Genomic DNA, 14488 nt, shown 5'->3' on the forward strand with positions numbered 1-14488 from the left:
ATTCGATTGCGGAGAAACAATCCCCGCGAGGCCTCTGTTAGCATGCTAGGAGAGGACAAAGCCTCTAACGAGACATTACATGCAAGATAACGATCAGATCATAGACGAGGTCACCAGTGGTGACTACAAATACGGCTTTACGACCGAGATCGAGACCGAGACGATAGGCAAGGGCCTTAGCGAAGAGACCGTACGCCTTATCTCGGCCAAGAAGGGCGAGCCGGAGTGGCTGCTGGAGTTCCGCCTCCAGGCCTACCGCCACTGGCTGACGCTGGAGCAGCCCGACTGGGCGCTCCTTCAGATCCCCCCCATCGACTATCAGGATATCATCTACTACGCAGCGCCGAAGAAGAAGGAGGGGCCCAAGAGCCTCGACGAGGTAGACCCCGAGCTACTCCGTACCTTCGAGAAGCTGGGTATTCCCCTCGAGGAGCAGAAGGTGCTCTCGGGGGTAGCGGTGGATGCCGTCATGGACTCCGTGTCGGTCAAGACGACCTTCCGCGAGACGCTAGCTGAGAAGGGGATCATCTTCTGCTCCTTCAGCGAGGCGGTACGGGAGTACCCCGAGCTGGTGCGCCAGTATCTCGGCGTCGTCGTCCCTTATACAGATAATTACTTCGCCGCACTCAATAGCGCCGTCTTTAGCGATGGCTCCTTCGTCTACATCCCTAAGGGCACGCGCTGCCCGATGGAGCTCTCGACCTACTTCCGCATCAACGCGATGAACACGGGACAGTTCGAGCGTACGCTCATCGTCGCCGACGAGGGCGCCTACGTCAGCTACCTCGAGGGCTGCACCGCTCCGCAGCGCGACGAGAACCAGTTGCATGCCGCTATCGTCGAGATCATCGTCGAGCAGGACGCCGAGGTCAAGTACTCCACCGTGCAGAACTGGTACCCTGGCGACAAGGAGGGTAAGGGCGGTGTCTACAACTTCGTGACCAAGCGAGGCCTCTGCCGTGGGGCGCGTGCCAAGCTCTCCTGGACTCAGGTAGAGACGGGCTCGGCCATCACGTGGAAGTACCCCAGCTGCGTCCTCGAGGGCGACGACTCCGTGGCCGAGTTCTACTCCGTGGCGGTGACCAACCACCACCAGCAGGCCGACACGGGGACGAAGATGATCCACCTCGGGAAGAATACCCGCAGCCGCATTGTCTCTAAGGGGATCAGCGCAGGCCGCAGCCAGAATAGCTACCGCGGCCTCGTCTACGCAGGACCTGGGGCAGAGAACGCCCGCAACCACTCGCAGTGCGACAGCCTCCTGCTGAGCGACCGCTGCGGCGCCCATACCTTCCCCTACGTACACGTAGATAATGACAGCGCCATCGTCGAGCATGAGGCTACGACGAGCAAGATCAGCGAGGACCAGATCTTCTACTGCCAGCAGCGCGGTATCGGCGTCGAGGAGGCCGTCGGGCTCATCGTCGGCGGCTATGCCAAGGAGGTGATGAACCAGCTGCCCATGGAGTTCGCCGTCGAGGCGCAGAAGCTCCTCTCCATTTCCCTCGAGGGCTCGGTCGGCTAGGCCTCCCCTTATCCCTCACCCACATCATACATCAACGATAGAATATGCTTAAGATAGAGAACCTCCATGCTAGCATAGGAGATAAGGAAATACTCAAGGGGATCAGCCTCACCGTCAATAAGGGCGAGATCCACGCCATCATGGGACCCAACGGCTCGGGTAAGAGCACCCTCTCCTCGGTCCTCGTCGGGAACCCCAACTACGAGGTCACGGGCGGCAGCGTCACCTTCGAGGGCGAAGACCTGCTGGAGCTCGAGCCTGAGGAGCGCGCTCATCAGGGGCTCTTCATGAGCTTCCAGTACCCTGTCGAGATCCCTGGGGTCAGCATGGTCAACTTCATGCGTGCGGCCCTCAACGAGCGTCGCAAGGCGCAGGGCCTCGACCCTATCCCCGCCCCTGAGTTCCTCAAGCTGATGAAGCAGAAGCGTGAGCTCGTCGAGCTGGATAGCAAGCTCGCCAGCCGCTCCGTCAATGAGGGCTTCTCCGGCGGAGAGAAAAAGCGCAACGAGATCTTCCAGATGGCGATGCTCGAGCCCAAGCTCGCCATCCTCGACGAGACGGACAGTGGCCTCGACATCGACGCCCTGCGCATCGTAGCCAAGGGCGTCAATGAGCTGCGCAGCCCCGAGAACGCCACCATCGTCATCACCCACTATCAGCGTCTGCTGGACTATATCAAGCCCGACTTCGTCCACGTCCTCTACAAGGGGCGTATCGTGCGTAGCGGTGGCCCTGAGCTCGCCCTCGAGCTGGAGCGCCGAGGCTACGATTGGATCAAGGACGAGGTAGACGCCCAGGAGGCCTAAGACAGGAGCGATGGAAGCAATCACCAAGCAGTACCTCGACCTCTACGGGCAGTACAGTCAGCAGCTCCGAGGTCGCTCCCCGCTGGTAGAGCACTACCGCGAGGAGGCCTTCGATGCCTTCGCCCGCCTGGGTCTACCACGCTTCAAGAGCGAGGACTACCAGCGCACCGACCTCCCCACGCTGCTCAGCGGCACCCAATGGCAGCTCGCCACCGAGGCTCTGCCGCTTGCCTGGGAGGCGACGGAGCTCCCCGAGGGCGCCTTCGTCGGCACGCTGGCGGACTTCTACCAGCAGCAGCCCGAGCTCGCCCAGGAGCACTACGGCCGCCTAGCTCCCTTGGATAAGGATGGGCTCGTGGCGCTCAATAGCCTCCTGACGGCGGAGGCCTTCGTCCTCTACCTGCCTAAGGGCGCCAAGCTCCGTGCACCGCTCTCGGTGCGCAGCCTAGGCCGTGCTCTGGCTGGGCAGCTCTCCGCCGAGCGCCTACTCGTCATCCTCGAGGATGCTACGGAGGCTGCGCTCGTCCTCGATGAGCCCGCCGCTGAGGTGACGAACCTCGTCCTGCGCACCCTCGAGATCTATGTCGGCCGCACGGCGCGCTTCATCCTCGTCGACCGAGAGGAGAGTGCTGCAGGGCAGCTGCGCGTCAGTTCGCTCTACGTCCGTCAGCTGGGGGCCAGCCACGTCGACCTCTCTGCCGTGACGCTCGCCAGAGGCGTGACGCGCAATAACTACCACATCTCGCTGGCAGAGGAGGAAGCCGACCTCAAGGTCTCGGGCTTTGCGCTGAGCAAGGATAAGGGGCACGCGGACAACTTCTCCTATATCGAGCACGCAGTACCCCACTGTACGAGCGACGAGCTCTTCAAGTACATCCTCCTCGGGGATAGCCGCGGTGTCTTCACTGGCCGCATCCTCGTAGCACAGGACGCGCAGAAGACGCAGGCCTATCAGAACAATCGTAACCTGCTTCTCTCCCCTACGGCACGCATGCAGTCCAAGCCGCAGCTCGAGATCTATGCCGACGATGTCAAGTGCTCGCACGGCATGACCACGGGGCAGCTGAGCCCCGAGGCGCTCTTCTATATGCAGCAGCGCGGGATCCCGCGCGAGGAGGCTAAGCTGATGCTGAGCCATGCCTTCGCCGAAGACGTCCTGGAGCGCATACCGCTGGACGAGGAGGCTGAGGCCATCCGCGAGCATATTGCGGAGCAGCTTCGCTAGCCTTTACTAACCCATCTACCAAGCAGCCCGATTCCTCCCCGAGGAGTCGGGCTGCTTGCTTTTGTCCCTTACCCAAGCTCCCCCAGCCAGGCCTTGGACCCTAGCCGCCCTTACCCCTCCGTCCCGCCTCCTCGGCGTGTCGCGCTCCCCCGCGATAAGGGAGTGCTCTTCAGGGGATGTCAGTCGCAGCGCTGAGGGACGTCATCCAGCCGCGTGAGAGCCGTCAGTCAGCAGGCTGAGGGATATCAGTGGGTGGAGGTGGGCTAGGACTGCGGGCTCCATGCGAGCTTGGGCGGGAGGGCTTGGGATAGGCTTCGTAAGGCTTGGTAGACTTGCCTCGCGGCAGAGGGTGGGCTTGCTTCGCGGCGGGGTGGGGCGGCTTCGACTGCCACTTTGGCGGACTAAGCAGCACCTCGAGTGGGGTGCGAGGGGTGCGAGGAGAGGCGGCCTAAGGGGGTGGCGGAGCCTGCCTCTCGAGGGCTCTGGGAGGCTGCGGTGCGGTGGCTTGGGCGTGATTTAGTATCTTTGCGCATTATTGAATTTACAAAAGCTCTTAATACATAGACTAGATGCGACTACATAGAGAGGGACGAGGTCCCCTGGTGGGCTTCGCCATTATGCTACTAGGCATCAATGCCCTTATCTACCTCTTCCTCGGTGCGTTCACGGTGATCCCCGTGCTTTTCTCGCTGGCCTTCTACGCGGCGGTGGTCAATTTCTTTAGATACACCGAGCGCAAGCATACGGACGGCGACCGCGAGGTTGTGTGCCCCGCCGATGGGCGTGTCGTGGTCATCGAGGAGACGGACGAAGTGCAGATCCTCGGGCGCCGCTGCCTGCAGGTATCGGTCTTCATGAACATCTTCGACATGCATGTCAACTGGATCCCCTGCAATGGTGTGGTAGAGCATGTCTCGCACACCCCAGGGCGCTTCCTCTCGGCGCATCTGCCCAAGAGCAGCACCGACAATGAGCGCTCGGCAGTCGTCATCCGCACCGCTGGCGGTGACCAGGTGCTGGTGCGTCAGGTCGCTGGCGCCATCGCTCGCCGTATCGTGACCTATTCGGAGGTCGGGCAGCAGGTGGCGATCAATGAGAACCTCGGCTTCATCAAGTTCGGCTCCCGCGTGGATCTCTACCTGCCTCTCGGCACCGAGGTGCACGTACGTGTAGGGGACCGTGTCAAGGGGAACATTACCGACATCGCGACCCTTCCCCGCTAAGCCCGCCTCCTCATGCAGCTCAAGAAACATATCCCTAACGCCATCACCTGCTGCAACCTTCTCTCGGGGGTGGCGGCCGTGGTGCTGACGCTGCGCTACGACCAGCCCGAGTGGGCCGCGTGGTGTGTCGTCCTGGCAGCAGTCTTCGACTTCTTCGATGGGCTCGTAGCACGTGCCCTCGGGGTGGCCTCGCCCATAGGTAAGGATCTGGATTCGCTGGCGGACGTGATTAGCTTCGGCCTCGCCCCCAGCGTACTCGTCTGGTCGGCGCTGGAGGCTGTGGCTCCTGGCAATCCCTACAGCTATGGGGTCTTCATCCTAGCTCCCTTTGCGGCGCTAAGGCTGGCGAAGTTCAATAACGATACGCGCCAGACGACCTCCTTCCGTGGGCTGCCCGTACCGTCCAACGCCCTCTTCTGGCTCGGGATGAGCCCTGCTGTCTCAGGTATCGCCTCTCTCCTGGGCGTCGAGCTTACGATCACGCTGTATCTGCTCCTGAGCCTTGCGCTCTCCTTCCTGATGGTGAGTGAGCTACCGATGTTCTCCTTCAAGCTCAAGCCCGCACCGCTACGCAGCCTCTGGCCGCAGCTGACGCTCATCCTCGTCACGCTCGCTGCCGTAGCCTTCCTCGGCTGGCTAGGCTGTAGCGTCGCCATTGCTACCTATCTGCTCCTCTCGCTCTTTGCCCCTCGCGAGGCTTAGGCTACTGCCTGCCTGTCCCTGTACTATGGGCTTGGCACGCTCTTTGTAGGAATAGGGCTATGTCGAACAAGTAAAAGAAGTAATAGACCTATGACATTCTTCCTGATCCTCCTGCTGATCTATATCATATACTACCTCTTCCGCGCCCCCATTCAGGCTTGGCTGGCGATGCAGCTGGTGCGCCGCGTGCAGCGCCGTATGGGAGAGGCTATGGGAGCGCAGCAGCGTACCCAGCGTCCGCAGGGCGGCTATCGTAGGGAGGAGGGCTTCGCCGAAGGAGGCCAAGAGCCCCAGGACGAGCGCAGTAGCCGCTCGCAGAAGGAGCAGCTGGACGCGATCGAGGCACGCAAATTCGCCCGCAGCTCCAGCGATGAGTATGTAGACTTCGAGGAGCTGCCCTAGACTAAGGACAGCCTCAGCTAAGGCTCGGATAAGGGCCAAGCATCAGCGCCCACAGTCGCCACTAGGATGGCGACTGTGGGCGCTGCCTCTTTGTCGCGGGATGGGCTACAGGTGTGGAGCGCTGTCCGCGATGGGGCTGCGGGGCGTGTGATCTGGCTGGGGAATGTACTATTTTCCGTATCTTTGCGTATATAAATCAAGGATATAGACGGCTCCTTGGGCGCTGGCGACAGAGCCTGAGGCGGGCTTTAACGCGTAGGCCTATAGCCCTCTAGCTCATCGATCGACGAATGAAATCAAGACGAATACTGTACATCTCCCAGGAGATCGCCCCCTATCTAGACGAGTCTGACATCTCGCTGACCGCACGACACCTAGCGCAGGAAATCCAAGAACAAGGCAATGAGATCCGCGTCTTCATGCCGCGCTTCGGTCTGATCAATGAGCGCCGCAATCAGCTCCACGAGGTCATACGCCTCTCGGGGCTCAACATGATCCTCAACAACAACGACCATCCCCTCATCATCAAGGTAGCCTCGCTGCCCGCAGCCAAGCTGCAGGTCTACTTCATCGACAACGATGACTTCTTCAAGCGCAAGAGCCTCTACGGCCCTGACCCCAAGGGGGTGAATGACAACGATGAGCGCTCCGTCTTCTTCGTACGTGGCGCTCTGGAGACGGTCAAGAAGCTCAAGTGGATCCCCGATGTCATCCATTGCCACGGCACCTTCGTAGCCCTGGGGATGCTCTACCTCAAGAAGTACTACCACGATGATCCCTGCCTGAAGAAGGCTAAGCTCGTCTTCAGCCTCTATGATGAGGTGGAGCCCGTAGAGCTGACGGATCGCCTCTTCGAGACGCTGAAGTTCGACAAGTTCAAGCCCTCCGCCCTCACGCCCCTCGGCGGCAAGACCGACTACGAGGCGCTGAGCCGCCTGGCGATCCACTACGCTCATGGCGTCGTACAGGGCAGCGAGCAGATCAAGCCCGAGCTCCTCTCCTACATCCAGGAGACGGGGGTTCCCTTCCTGCCTTACCAGGGCGTCAAGGGTGGGGGAGCCGCCTACGAGGAGTTCTATAACCAACTCTAAAGCAAAAGACAAAGATGAAGCAGCTCAAGTCGCTCCGCTGGGGGCTCGGCGCCCTCGTGGCCCTGCCCCTCCTGGCGGCCTGCTCCGATAGCCTCTCCAACATCGGGGAGAGTGTACAGCCTGGTCAGGATAAGGTCACGGGGCAGATCACCTACGTGCAGTTTGCTGCCTCCACCGTGGCCTCGCCCGAGGTCAATAGTTCCTCGCAGGAGGCGCTCCTAGGCGAACTCGTAGACGCACAGTATGGTACCGTGCGCGGCGAGTACATCACCCAGGTGCGTACGGCTGCGGGATTCAAGATCGACTCGCTACCCGCTGGGGGCGGCATTGACTCGGTGAGCCTGCGCCTCTTCTACCAGCAGCGTGCTGGTAACGCCCTTGCCCCGATCAATATCGAGGTCTACGAGGTCGCTAAGGGCTTCACGGGCAGCAGCGTCTCGGTCAAGGACCTAGAGAACTACCGCAAGACGGCTCAGCTGCTTACCTCCAAGACCATAGTCCCAGGGCGTGACGCCATCAAGCTCAAGGACGGGACGGACTCGGCCTTCTACATCAACATCCCGCTACGCAATGCCTCGGGCGTCTACTCCGACCTCGGGCAGCGTATCCTCAATCTCTCGCGCTCCAATCCCGAGTACTTCCTCACGCAGGAGAGCTTCGGGAAGAACGTCCTCGGAGGTCTCCTGGTGACGCCTGCTACGGGGAGTGGCTACCTGCTGGAGATCGCTCAGACCGAGCTCATCCTGCACTACCACCACCCTGCACGCCTCAAGCCCGACAGCATCGTCAAGGCCCAGCAGCCTATGGTCAGCACGCTGCTGACGCCGCGCCTCAATGGCATATCCGCCACCGACCTCAGTGCCCTCACCGCTCCCAGCAGCGACTATACCTATATTAAGGGCCCCGCTGGGGTGACCACCGAGCTGACGCTCTCGGCTGCTGACCTGCAGCGTCTGGCGCGCAAGGCTCCAGCACCTGCCTCGGGGATGACGGCTCGCGACTTCTTCGGCCGCGTGTGGATGCTGGCCGATGCTCCGCTGTCGCTGCGTGTGGACAATCCCGCTCAGCTGACGCTCAACCCCTCGTCCTTCATGGTGCTACTGGAGTCAGACTCGGTGCGTAGCTTCTTCGGCTCTGCTACGCCCTCCGTGCGTGCGGGCTACTCCTATATCTCGGATCGCTACCAGGTGCAGCGCCCCGTGTACAACTTCCGCAATGTCGCCCAGCTGATCATGCGGCACCTGGCGGCACATGCCAAGTACACCACGGACGGCTGGACGGTCACTGAGCCGCTCAAGGTGCAGATCTACCCCGTGAGCTACAATACGAGTCAGGGCGTGACGCTGACGCTGCAGCCCAATCTCTTCCCCAACTTCGTACGCCTCTCCAAGAAACCCGAGACGCTACGCGTCGGCTTCGTCTCCTCGCTCATCCAGCAGCAGTAGACCTTTAGTCAGGCAGGCAATAGACCCCGATGCACGAGCGCATCAGGTCTATTGCCTGCCTCGCTTATAAGACCACCATACACTAGCACTACTACCTATGCAGACCTCACACATCAAGCTCCGCCTGACGGTGATGAACTTCCTCCAGTTCGCCGTCTGGGGTGCCTACCTGACCTCCATGGGGCGCTACCTCGCCTCGGCAGGCTTCGCCGAGCATATCGGCTCCTTCTATGCCATGCAGGGGATCGTCTCGCTCTTCATGCCCGCCCTGATGGGGATCGTGGCCGACCGCTGGGTGCCCGCCCAGCGCCTGCTCGGGATCTGCCATCTGCTGGCAGGGGGCTTGATGTTTGGCCTTTACTTCTATACGCAGAGCAGCAGCACGCTGGACTACGGCACGCTCTTTGCCCTCTACACGCTGAGTGTCGCCTTCTACATGCCCACGCTGGCGCTGAGCAATTCGGTAGCCTATACCTCGCTGGAGCAGGCGGGCATGGATCTGGTGAAGAGCTTCCCGCCGATACGCGTCTTCGGTACGGTGGGCTTCATCTGTACGATGATCTCGGTGAGCCTGCTCGGGGTCGAGTCCACGAGCGGGCAGTTCGCAGTCTCTGCGACGATCGGGCTGATTCAGGCGCTCTACTCGTGGACGCTGCCACACTGCCCGACGGCTCCCAAGGGGGAGAGCAAGGGCCTGGTGGAGGCGCTCGGGCTGCGTGCCTTCGTCCTCTTCCGCCAGCGCAAGATGGCGCTCTTCTTCGTCTTCTCCATGCTCCTGGGGGTAAGCCTGCAGATCACCAATGGCTTTGCTAACCCCTTCATCAACACCTTCGGCGAGATCCCTGCCTATGCGGAGACCTTCGGGGTGAAGTATGCCAACATCCTCATCTCCCTGAGTCAGCTCTCCGAGACGCTCTGCATCCTCCTTATCCCCTTTGCGCTGCGTCGCTTCGGGATCAAGAACGTGATGCTCATCGCGATGGTGGCCTGGGTACTGCGCTTCGGTCTCCTGGGGCTTGGGGACCCTGGCTCGGGCGTATGGCTCTTCCTGCTGAGCATGATCGTCTATGGGGTGGCCTTTGACTTCTTCAACGTCTCGGGCTCGCTCTTCGTGGATAAGGAGACCGACCCCTCGATCCGCTCCAGCGCGCAGGGGCTCTTCATGATCATGACCAATGGGATCGGCGCTACGCTGGGCTCCCTCGGGGCGCAGGCCGTGGTCAATCACTATGTCTATAGCGAGCACGACGCGCATGCGATGCTCGCTGGCTGGAGTGTCAGCTGGTATATCTTCGCAGCCTACGCGGCTGTGGTGGCGCTGCTCTTCGCCCTGCTCTTCCGCTACAAGGGGGATGTGGCGGAGGCTTAGGCCACTCGTCCTCACGCCGCTCTCAAGACCTGCGCAGCGATGAACATAGCCTTCGATGCTAAGCGCATCACCAACAACGCTACGGGCCTCGGCAACTACAGCCGCTTCGTCCTCGAGGCGCTCACGGAGTATAGGCCAGAGAACCGCTATCTACTCTACTCGCCCTCCATCGGACGCCCCGAGCTCTATCGGGAGCTGCTCGAGCACCGCTCCGTGCAGCTGCATACGCCGCACCGAGCGCTGGCCTTCCTCGGCGGGAGCCTTTGGCGGAACTACTCCATCCCTCGGCTGGTGCGTGAGGCTAAGGTCGATCTCTTCCACGGGCTCTCCAATGAGCTGCCGCTCGGGCTGTACCGCGCCCAGCGTGTCGGGACGGTGGTGACGATCCACGACCTGGCCTTCATCCGCTATCCGCAGTACTACAAGCCCATCGACCGCCTGCTCTACCGCCGTAAGTATGGGGCCTCGGCACGTGCCGCCGACCACGTCATCACGGTGAGCGAACAGACGCGCCGCGACGTGATCGGCATCTTCGGCGTGGAGGAGGAGCGTGTGACGACGGTCTACCAAGGCTGCTCCGAGCGCTTCGCCCAGATCCAGCCCGAGGAAGTCGCTGCTGCCCGCCAAGCACTTCGCCTGCCGCAGCGCTATATGCTCTTCGTCGGGAGCATCGAGGAGCGGAAGAACCTCCTGCTGGCTGTCGAGGCGCTGGCGCAGCTACAGGACAAGGAGCTTCACCTCGTCGCCGTAGGCCGCCGCACGCCCTACGTCCAGCAGGTGCTGGATCGTGCGCGTCGCCTCGGGGTGACGTCGCGCCTACATCTGCTGCATCAGGTGGGGGCGACCTATCTGCCTGGGATCTATGGTGGGGCGGAGGTCTTCGTCTATCCCTCGCGCTTCGAGGGCTTCGGCATACCGATCATCGAGGCGCTCAATGCGGGCGTCCCCGTCATCGGCGCCACGGGCTCCTGCCTCGAGGAGGCTGGTGGGCCGACGAGCCTCTATACCGATCCCGACAATGCCGATATGCTCGCCTCGCTCATTGACCGAGTGCTGATCGATATCTCCCTGCGCCGCCTCATGATCGATGAGGGCCGCAGCTACGTAGAGCGCTTCACGCCCAAGCGCATCGCCCGTGACCTCTCCCAGGTCTACGAGCAAGTGATGCTGACCTACGAGTAAGTCGCCGCCTTGGCTCTGATGTGTCTCCCCTTTGATCGCTCTCCTGATAGGGGGACAGGCTTCGCATCTTATTTTGATCCCAACCATAGGCCCTCTTCCGTAAATCCCTTATGCAAGTAACCCCATTGTCCGAGAGACTCTCCCAGCTCGTCAGCGCCGCACGCTTCCCCTTGATGATTCTCGTGGTGCTGATTCATGTGCCCCTGCCAGAGCATGCTATACCCGCGCTACCCCTGGGCCTCCCGCTATCCGCTTCTGCCTGGTACTTCTATGTCTCGAGGATTATTTCGTTTGGTATAGGGGCTATGGCTGTGCCGATGTTCTTCCTCTTCTCGGGCTACTACATGTTCTTCAAGCCGAAGGCCTGGAATGATGCTAGCGTCTACCTAGGGGAGATGAAGAAGCGCTTTAAGGTACTGGTCATCCCTTACTTCATTTGGTGTAGCCTCGCCTTGCTCTCGCATCTGCTGCTTGAGACTCTAGGCTCTGGAGGAGTGCAGGGCCTGTCTCTAGATCCGCAGCGCTTGCTGCACTCCTATCTCTTTGAGCCAGCGAACTTCCCCCTATGGTACCTGCGAGACTTGATCTTCTTGTGCTCCTTGGCTCCCTTGGTATACTGGATCGCTCGTCGTGCTCCTTGGCTGGTCCTGCTCATCTACTGCGTTTACCTTTGGCACGGAGCCAATGTGTCTACGTGGTGGAACTTCACGGGAGCCGTCTACTTCACCCTTGGGGCTGTCTTTGGCCTGCGTAGGGCGGACTTTGTCGCCCTAGCGGTACGGCTGGGCTGGATCCCCGTTGGCCTATTCGTCCTCATGAGCTCCGTCTTGCCCTTCCTCCCGATGAATGGGACCTACACCTTGGTGCAAGGCCTCTATATTCCGCTGGCGAGTGTGACCTTCCTGCGCCTAGGCTACCTGCTGTATGAGCGTCGGAGCCCCCTGCTACACTGGGCTCAGAAGCTGGAGCACTATGTCTTCTTCATCTACGTCGCCCATGAGGTCTTGATCTTGAGCTTCGTACGCGGCTTCCTCTTCAAGCGCGGCTGGCTGGAGACCCTCCCAGGCTACTTCCTCTGCGGCTTCGTCGTGCTGGGGATCTGCATCCTGCTCTACGAAGTCCTCGTGCGGCTGGCGCAGCCCCTCCTGTCCTGGTCGCTCGGGGGACGTGTGAGTCGCAGTTGATAGTACCCAGCGGCGGAGGGGGGCGGAGCGGCAATAGGCTGGTGGCAGCTCGCGAGCCAGCGCTACGCGCAGTACGAAATAGCAAGAGCGGCACGCTAGGACCAGGAGGTCCAGGCGTGCCGCTCTTGTTTGTGCCTGTGGGGAGGCTTTAATTAGGGTTTACTTGATGTACTTGGTGAGCTCCTGTGGTGTCGGGTCTACGGCGCGTACCACACCCTGTGCATCGACAAGGTAGGTATGCAGACCCTGCTGTAGCCCGAGTGAGCTGATGAGCTCACTGCGCTGGCCCTCGGGGGCGCAGCTCTGGGCTAGGACATCCACTTGGTCTAAGGCGATCGTACGATGGTACACAGCGCTGTCGGTGTCGAGCGAGAGTGCTCGGTAGCTGATCTGTGTACTGGGTCGGGCACTGAAGTACTGGTCCCAGACTACGTTCTCTGCACGGCTCTCGGCGTCATAGGCGGCCCAGAGGTGGAGGAGGGTGTAGTGCTGGCGGGGTGCTTCGGTGAGGGACCTACGTCCGCCCACGTCCAGAGACTTCATTTTCGGCAGCACATCACCCACGGTGAGTCCATCGGCGGAGGCACGGTGGGGCGTACTCGCTGCACTCACCAGCAGGGTCAGGCAGCAGGCACATGCGCCGAAAAGAATTCCTTTCAACGTCATAAAAGAGTGTTTGGATTCAACATACCTACGCCAGGATTCGGCATCGTCGGGCTCGCTCGCGCTGTGCCTCGAGGTCAGCCTAGGCTCGGCATAGGCTCCCGGCTTTCGGGGCTGTAGGTACGACCTTCGAGAGCCGCTTGCTCTACCTGGTCGGACGTACAAAGATACGCAATTCTCCCTACAGCGCCTTCCTAGGGCTGCGAAGTTCTAGCTAGGCCGCGGCTCGAGGCGGAACCAAGAAGCGGCTAAAGCACGTACCTTTGTACGCACATTCATCACGATACATTATGGAACAGATCCAAGTCACCAACCTCATCATAGGCTTCGGCAAGGCGGGTAAGACCCTTGCCGCAGACCTAGCTCGTGCGGGCGAGTCCGTGCTTCTCGTCGAACGTGATGCCGCTATGTACGGCGGCACCTGCATCAATGTCGGCTGCATTCCCTCCAAGACGCTCCTGGTCGAGGGCGAGCTCAGTGCCCGCCTCGAGGATAAGGACGCAGCCTACCACGACGCTATGGCGCGCAAAACGAAGCTCATCACCGCGCTACGTGCGGCTAACTACGACAAGCTCGCCAGTATCCCCGGCCTCCGTGTGCTCACGGCTGAGGCCTACTTCGTCGGGCCGCACCGCCTACGTCTCGAGGGGGCCGAAGGGCACTATGAGGTCACGGCCGCACGCATCTTCATCAACACGGGCACGCGCAGCCGCCGTCTCGAGCTCCCTGGGGCTGCGGACGCGCGTATCTACGATAGCCGCGCGCTGCTGAGCCTCGCGGAGCGTCCCGAGCGCCTCGTCATCGTGGGCGCAGGCTATATCGCCCTCGAGTTCGCCTGCATGTACCAGGCCTTCGGCACGGCGGTGACTCTGCTGGAGCAGGGCGATCGCTTCCTCGCGCGTGAGGATAGAGACGTCGCCGAGGAGATGCAGCGCCTGCTGGAGGCTAAGGGCATCAAGATCGTGCTGGGGGCGGCCGTCGAGGGCTTCGAGTCGGGGGCGGAAGCCGTGACGACGCTGACGACGGCGGGACGCTTCGACAGCGAAGCCGTGCTGCTGGCCGTGGGGCGCGTACCCAATACCGAGGCCCTCGACCTCGATCGTGCGGGCATACGTACCGATGAGCGCGGCTTCATCGTGACGGACGAACAGCTGCGTGCTGGCGAGGGTGTCTGGGCGATGGGCGACGTCGCGGGGAGCCCGCAGTTCACCTACGTCTCGCTGGATGACTATCGCATCGTGCGCGACCAGCTCCTCGGGTCGGGGCAGCGCACGATACACAACCGCGGCGTCCTGCCTACCTGCGTCTTCACCACGCCGCCGCTGGCCCAGATCGGGCTGACGGAGCAGGAGGCCGAGCGCCGCGGGATCAAGTACCGCCTGCACAAGCTCCCTGCCAGCGCCATCCCTAAGGCGAAGGTCCTCACCCAGACCGATGGCCTGCTGAAGGCGCTGGTCGATCCCGAGACCGACCTCATCCTCGGGGCTACGCTGCTCTGTGCCGAGGCGCACGAGCTGGCCAACCTCATCAAGATGGCTATCGACAACGATATCCCCGCTAGCTACCTCCGCTCGCAGATCTTCACCCACCCGACGATCGCCGAGGGGCTCAACGATCTCTTCGCTTAGCCTCCCGAGCCACGGCGTCTCCTTGTCCTAAGGGGAGCGCCGA

13 protein-coding genes are annotated in these 14488 nt (G+C 61.5%); 12 read left to right on the forward strand and 1 reads right to left on the reverse strand.

Annotation, left to right across the window (positions count from 1 at the left end):
* Positions 1–79: 79 nt before the first annotated feature.
* The 11 genes from sufB to Q0248_RS06815 all read left to right on the forward strand — a co-directional run bounded on the left by sufB (position 80) and on the right by Q0248_RS06815 (position 12154).
* The gene (gene sufB / locus Q0248_RS06765; RefSeq protein ID WP_299320951.1) at positions 80–1525 is read left to right on the forward strand and encodes a Fe-S cluster assembly protein SufB; all 1446 of its coding nucleotides are present in this window, start codon (positions 80–82) and stop codon (positions 1523–1525) included.
* 44 nt (positions 1526–1569) lie between these two features.
* Positions 1570–2331 (forward strand): Fe-S cluster assembly ATPase SufC, encoded by a 762-nt coding sequence (gene sufC, locus Q0248_RS06770; protein ID WP_211788767.1) that lies wholly within the window; start codon positions 1570–1572, stop codon positions 2329–2331.
* A gap of 10 nt (positions 2332–2341) precedes the next feature.
* On the forward strand, positions 2342–3556 hold the full coding sequence (locus Q0248_RS06775; protein WP_299320953.1) for a SufD family Fe-S cluster assembly protein: 1215 nt from the start codon (positions 2342–2344) through the stop codon (positions 3554–3556).
* A gap of 569 nt (positions 3557–4125) precedes the next feature.
* The gene (locus tag Q0248_RS06780; RefSeq protein ID WP_299320954.1) at positions 4126–4779 is read left to right on the forward strand and encodes a phosphatidylserine decarboxylase family protein; all 654 of its coding nucleotides are present in this window, start codon (positions 4126–4128) and stop codon (positions 4777–4779) included.
* Between the two features lie 12 nt (positions 4780–4791).
* Complete coding sequence (locus Q0248_RS06785) at positions 4792–5481, forward strand: CDP-alcohol phosphatidyltransferase family protein (RefSeq protein ID WP_299320956.1); 690 nt, start codon at positions 4792–4794, stop codon at positions 5479–5481.
* 90 nt (positions 5482–5571) lie between these two features.
* Positions 5572–5883 (forward strand): DUF4834 family protein, encoded by a 312-nt coding sequence (locus tag Q0248_RS06790; RefSeq protein WP_299320957.1) that lies wholly within the window; start codon positions 5572–5574, stop codon positions 5881–5883.
* A 290-nt stretch (positions 5884–6173) separates the two neighbouring features.
* Entirely contained in the window at positions 6174–6974 is an 801-nt protein-coding gene (locus Q0248_RS06795) for a glycogen/starch synthase (RefSeq protein WP_299320959.1), read from the forward strand.
* Positions 6975–6988: 14 nt separating this feature from the next.
* A complete protein-coding gene (locus Q0248_RS06800; protein WP_299320960.1) occupies positions 6989–8419 on the forward strand; it encodes a DUF4270 family protein in 1431 nt (476 codons plus the stop codon).
* A gap of 97 nt (positions 8420–8516) precedes the next feature.
* Positions 8517–9788 (forward strand): MFS transporter, encoded by a 1272-nt coding sequence (locus Q0248_RS06805; RefSeq protein ID WP_299320962.1) that lies wholly within the window; start codon positions 8517–8519, stop codon positions 9786–9788.
* Positions 9789–9827: 39 nt separating this feature from the next.
* Complete coding sequence (locus Q0248_RS06810) at positions 9828–10970, forward strand: glycosyltransferase family 1 protein (RefSeq protein WP_299320963.1); 1143 nt, start codon at positions 9828–9830, stop codon at positions 10968–10970.
* A gap of 110 nt (positions 10971–11080) precedes the next feature.
* The gene (locus Q0248_RS06815; RefSeq protein WP_299320965.1) at positions 11081–12154 is read left to right on the forward strand and encodes an acyltransferase; all 1074 of its coding nucleotides are present in this window, start codon (positions 11081–11083) and stop codon (positions 12152–12154) included.
* 159 nt (positions 12155–12313) lie between these two features.
* Here Q0248_RS06815 and Q0248_RS06820 read toward each other — a convergent pair whose 3' ends face one another.
* Positions 12314–12820, reverse strand: coding sequence for a hypothetical protein (locus Q0248_RS06820; protein ID WP_299320967.1), 507 nt, complete (start codon positions 12818–12820; stop codon positions 12314–12316).
* A 287-nt stretch (positions 12821–13107) separates the two neighbouring features.
* Between Q0248_RS06820 and Q0248_RS06825 the strand changes: the two genes are divergently transcribed.
* Positions 13108–14445 carry an FAD-dependent oxidoreductase gene (locus tag Q0248_RS06825; RefSeq protein WP_299320968.1) on the forward strand — a complete coding sequence of 446 codons (1338 nt, stop codon included), beginning with the start codon at positions 13108–13110 and terminating at the stop codon, positions 14443–14445.
* Positions 14446–14488: the final 43 nt, after the last annotated feature.

Origin of the sequence: uncultured Porphyromonas sp. (genome assembly GCF_938046015.1) — a bacterium.
Lineage (GTDB): Bacteria > Bacteroidota > Bacteroidia > Bacteroidales > Porphyromonadaceae > Porphyromonas.

What these genes read in the sequence shown, in the direction of transcription:
- Q0248_RS06795 (WP_299320959.1), top strand. Translation starts at nt 6,174, where the DNA reads ATGAAATCAAGACGAATACTGTACATCTCCCAGGAGATCGCCCCCTAT.
- Q0248_RS06790 (WP_299320957.1), top strand. Translation starts at nt 5,572, where the DNA reads ATGACATTCTTCCTGATCCTCCTGCTGATCTATATCATATACTACCTC.
- sufB (WP_299320951.1), top strand. Translation starts at nt 80, where the DNA reads ATGCAAGATAACGATCAGATCATAGACGAGGTCACCAGTGGTGACTAC.
- Q0248_RS06785 (WP_299320956.1), top strand. Translation starts at nt 4,792, where the DNA reads ATGCAGCTCAAGAAACATATCCCTAACGCCATCACCTGCTGCAACCTT.
- Q0248_RS06825 (WP_299320968.1), top strand. Translation starts at nt 13,108, where the DNA reads ATGGAACAGATCCAAGTCACCAACCTCATCATAGGCTTCGGCAAGGCG.
- Q0248_RS06780 (WP_299320954.1), top strand. Translation starts at nt 4,126, where the DNA reads ATGCGACTACATAGAGAGGGACGAGGTCCCCTGGTGGGCTTCGCCATT.
- Q0248_RS06815 (WP_299320965.1), top strand. Translation starts at nt 11,081, where the DNA reads ATGCAAGTAACCCCATTGTCCGAGAGACTCTCCCAGCTCGTCAGCGCC.
- Q0248_RS06775 (WP_299320953.1), top strand. Translation starts at nt 2,342, where the DNA reads ATGGAAGCAATCACCAAGCAGTACCTCGACCTCTACGGGCAGTACAGT.
- Q0248_RS06800 (WP_299320960.1), top strand. Translation starts at nt 6,989, where the DNA reads ATGAAGCAGCTCAAGTCGCTCCGCTGGGGGCTCGGCGCCCTCGTGGCC.
- Q0248_RS06820 (WP_299320967.1), bottom strand. Translation starts at nt 12,820, where the DNA reads ATGACGTTGAAAGGAATTCTTTTCGGCGCATGTGCCTGCTGCCTGACC.
- sufC (WP_211788767.1), top strand. Translation starts at nt 1,570, where the DNA reads ATGCTTAAGATAGAGAACCTCCATGCTAGCATAGGAGATAAGGAAATA.
- Q0248_RS06805 (WP_299320962.1), top strand. Translation starts at nt 8,517, where the DNA reads ATGCAGACCTCACACATCAAGCTCCGCCTGACGGTGATGAACTTCCTC.
- Q0248_RS06810 (WP_299320963.1), top strand. Translation starts at nt 9,828, where the DNA reads ATGAACATAGCCTTCGATGCTAAGCGCATCACCAACAACGCTACGGGC.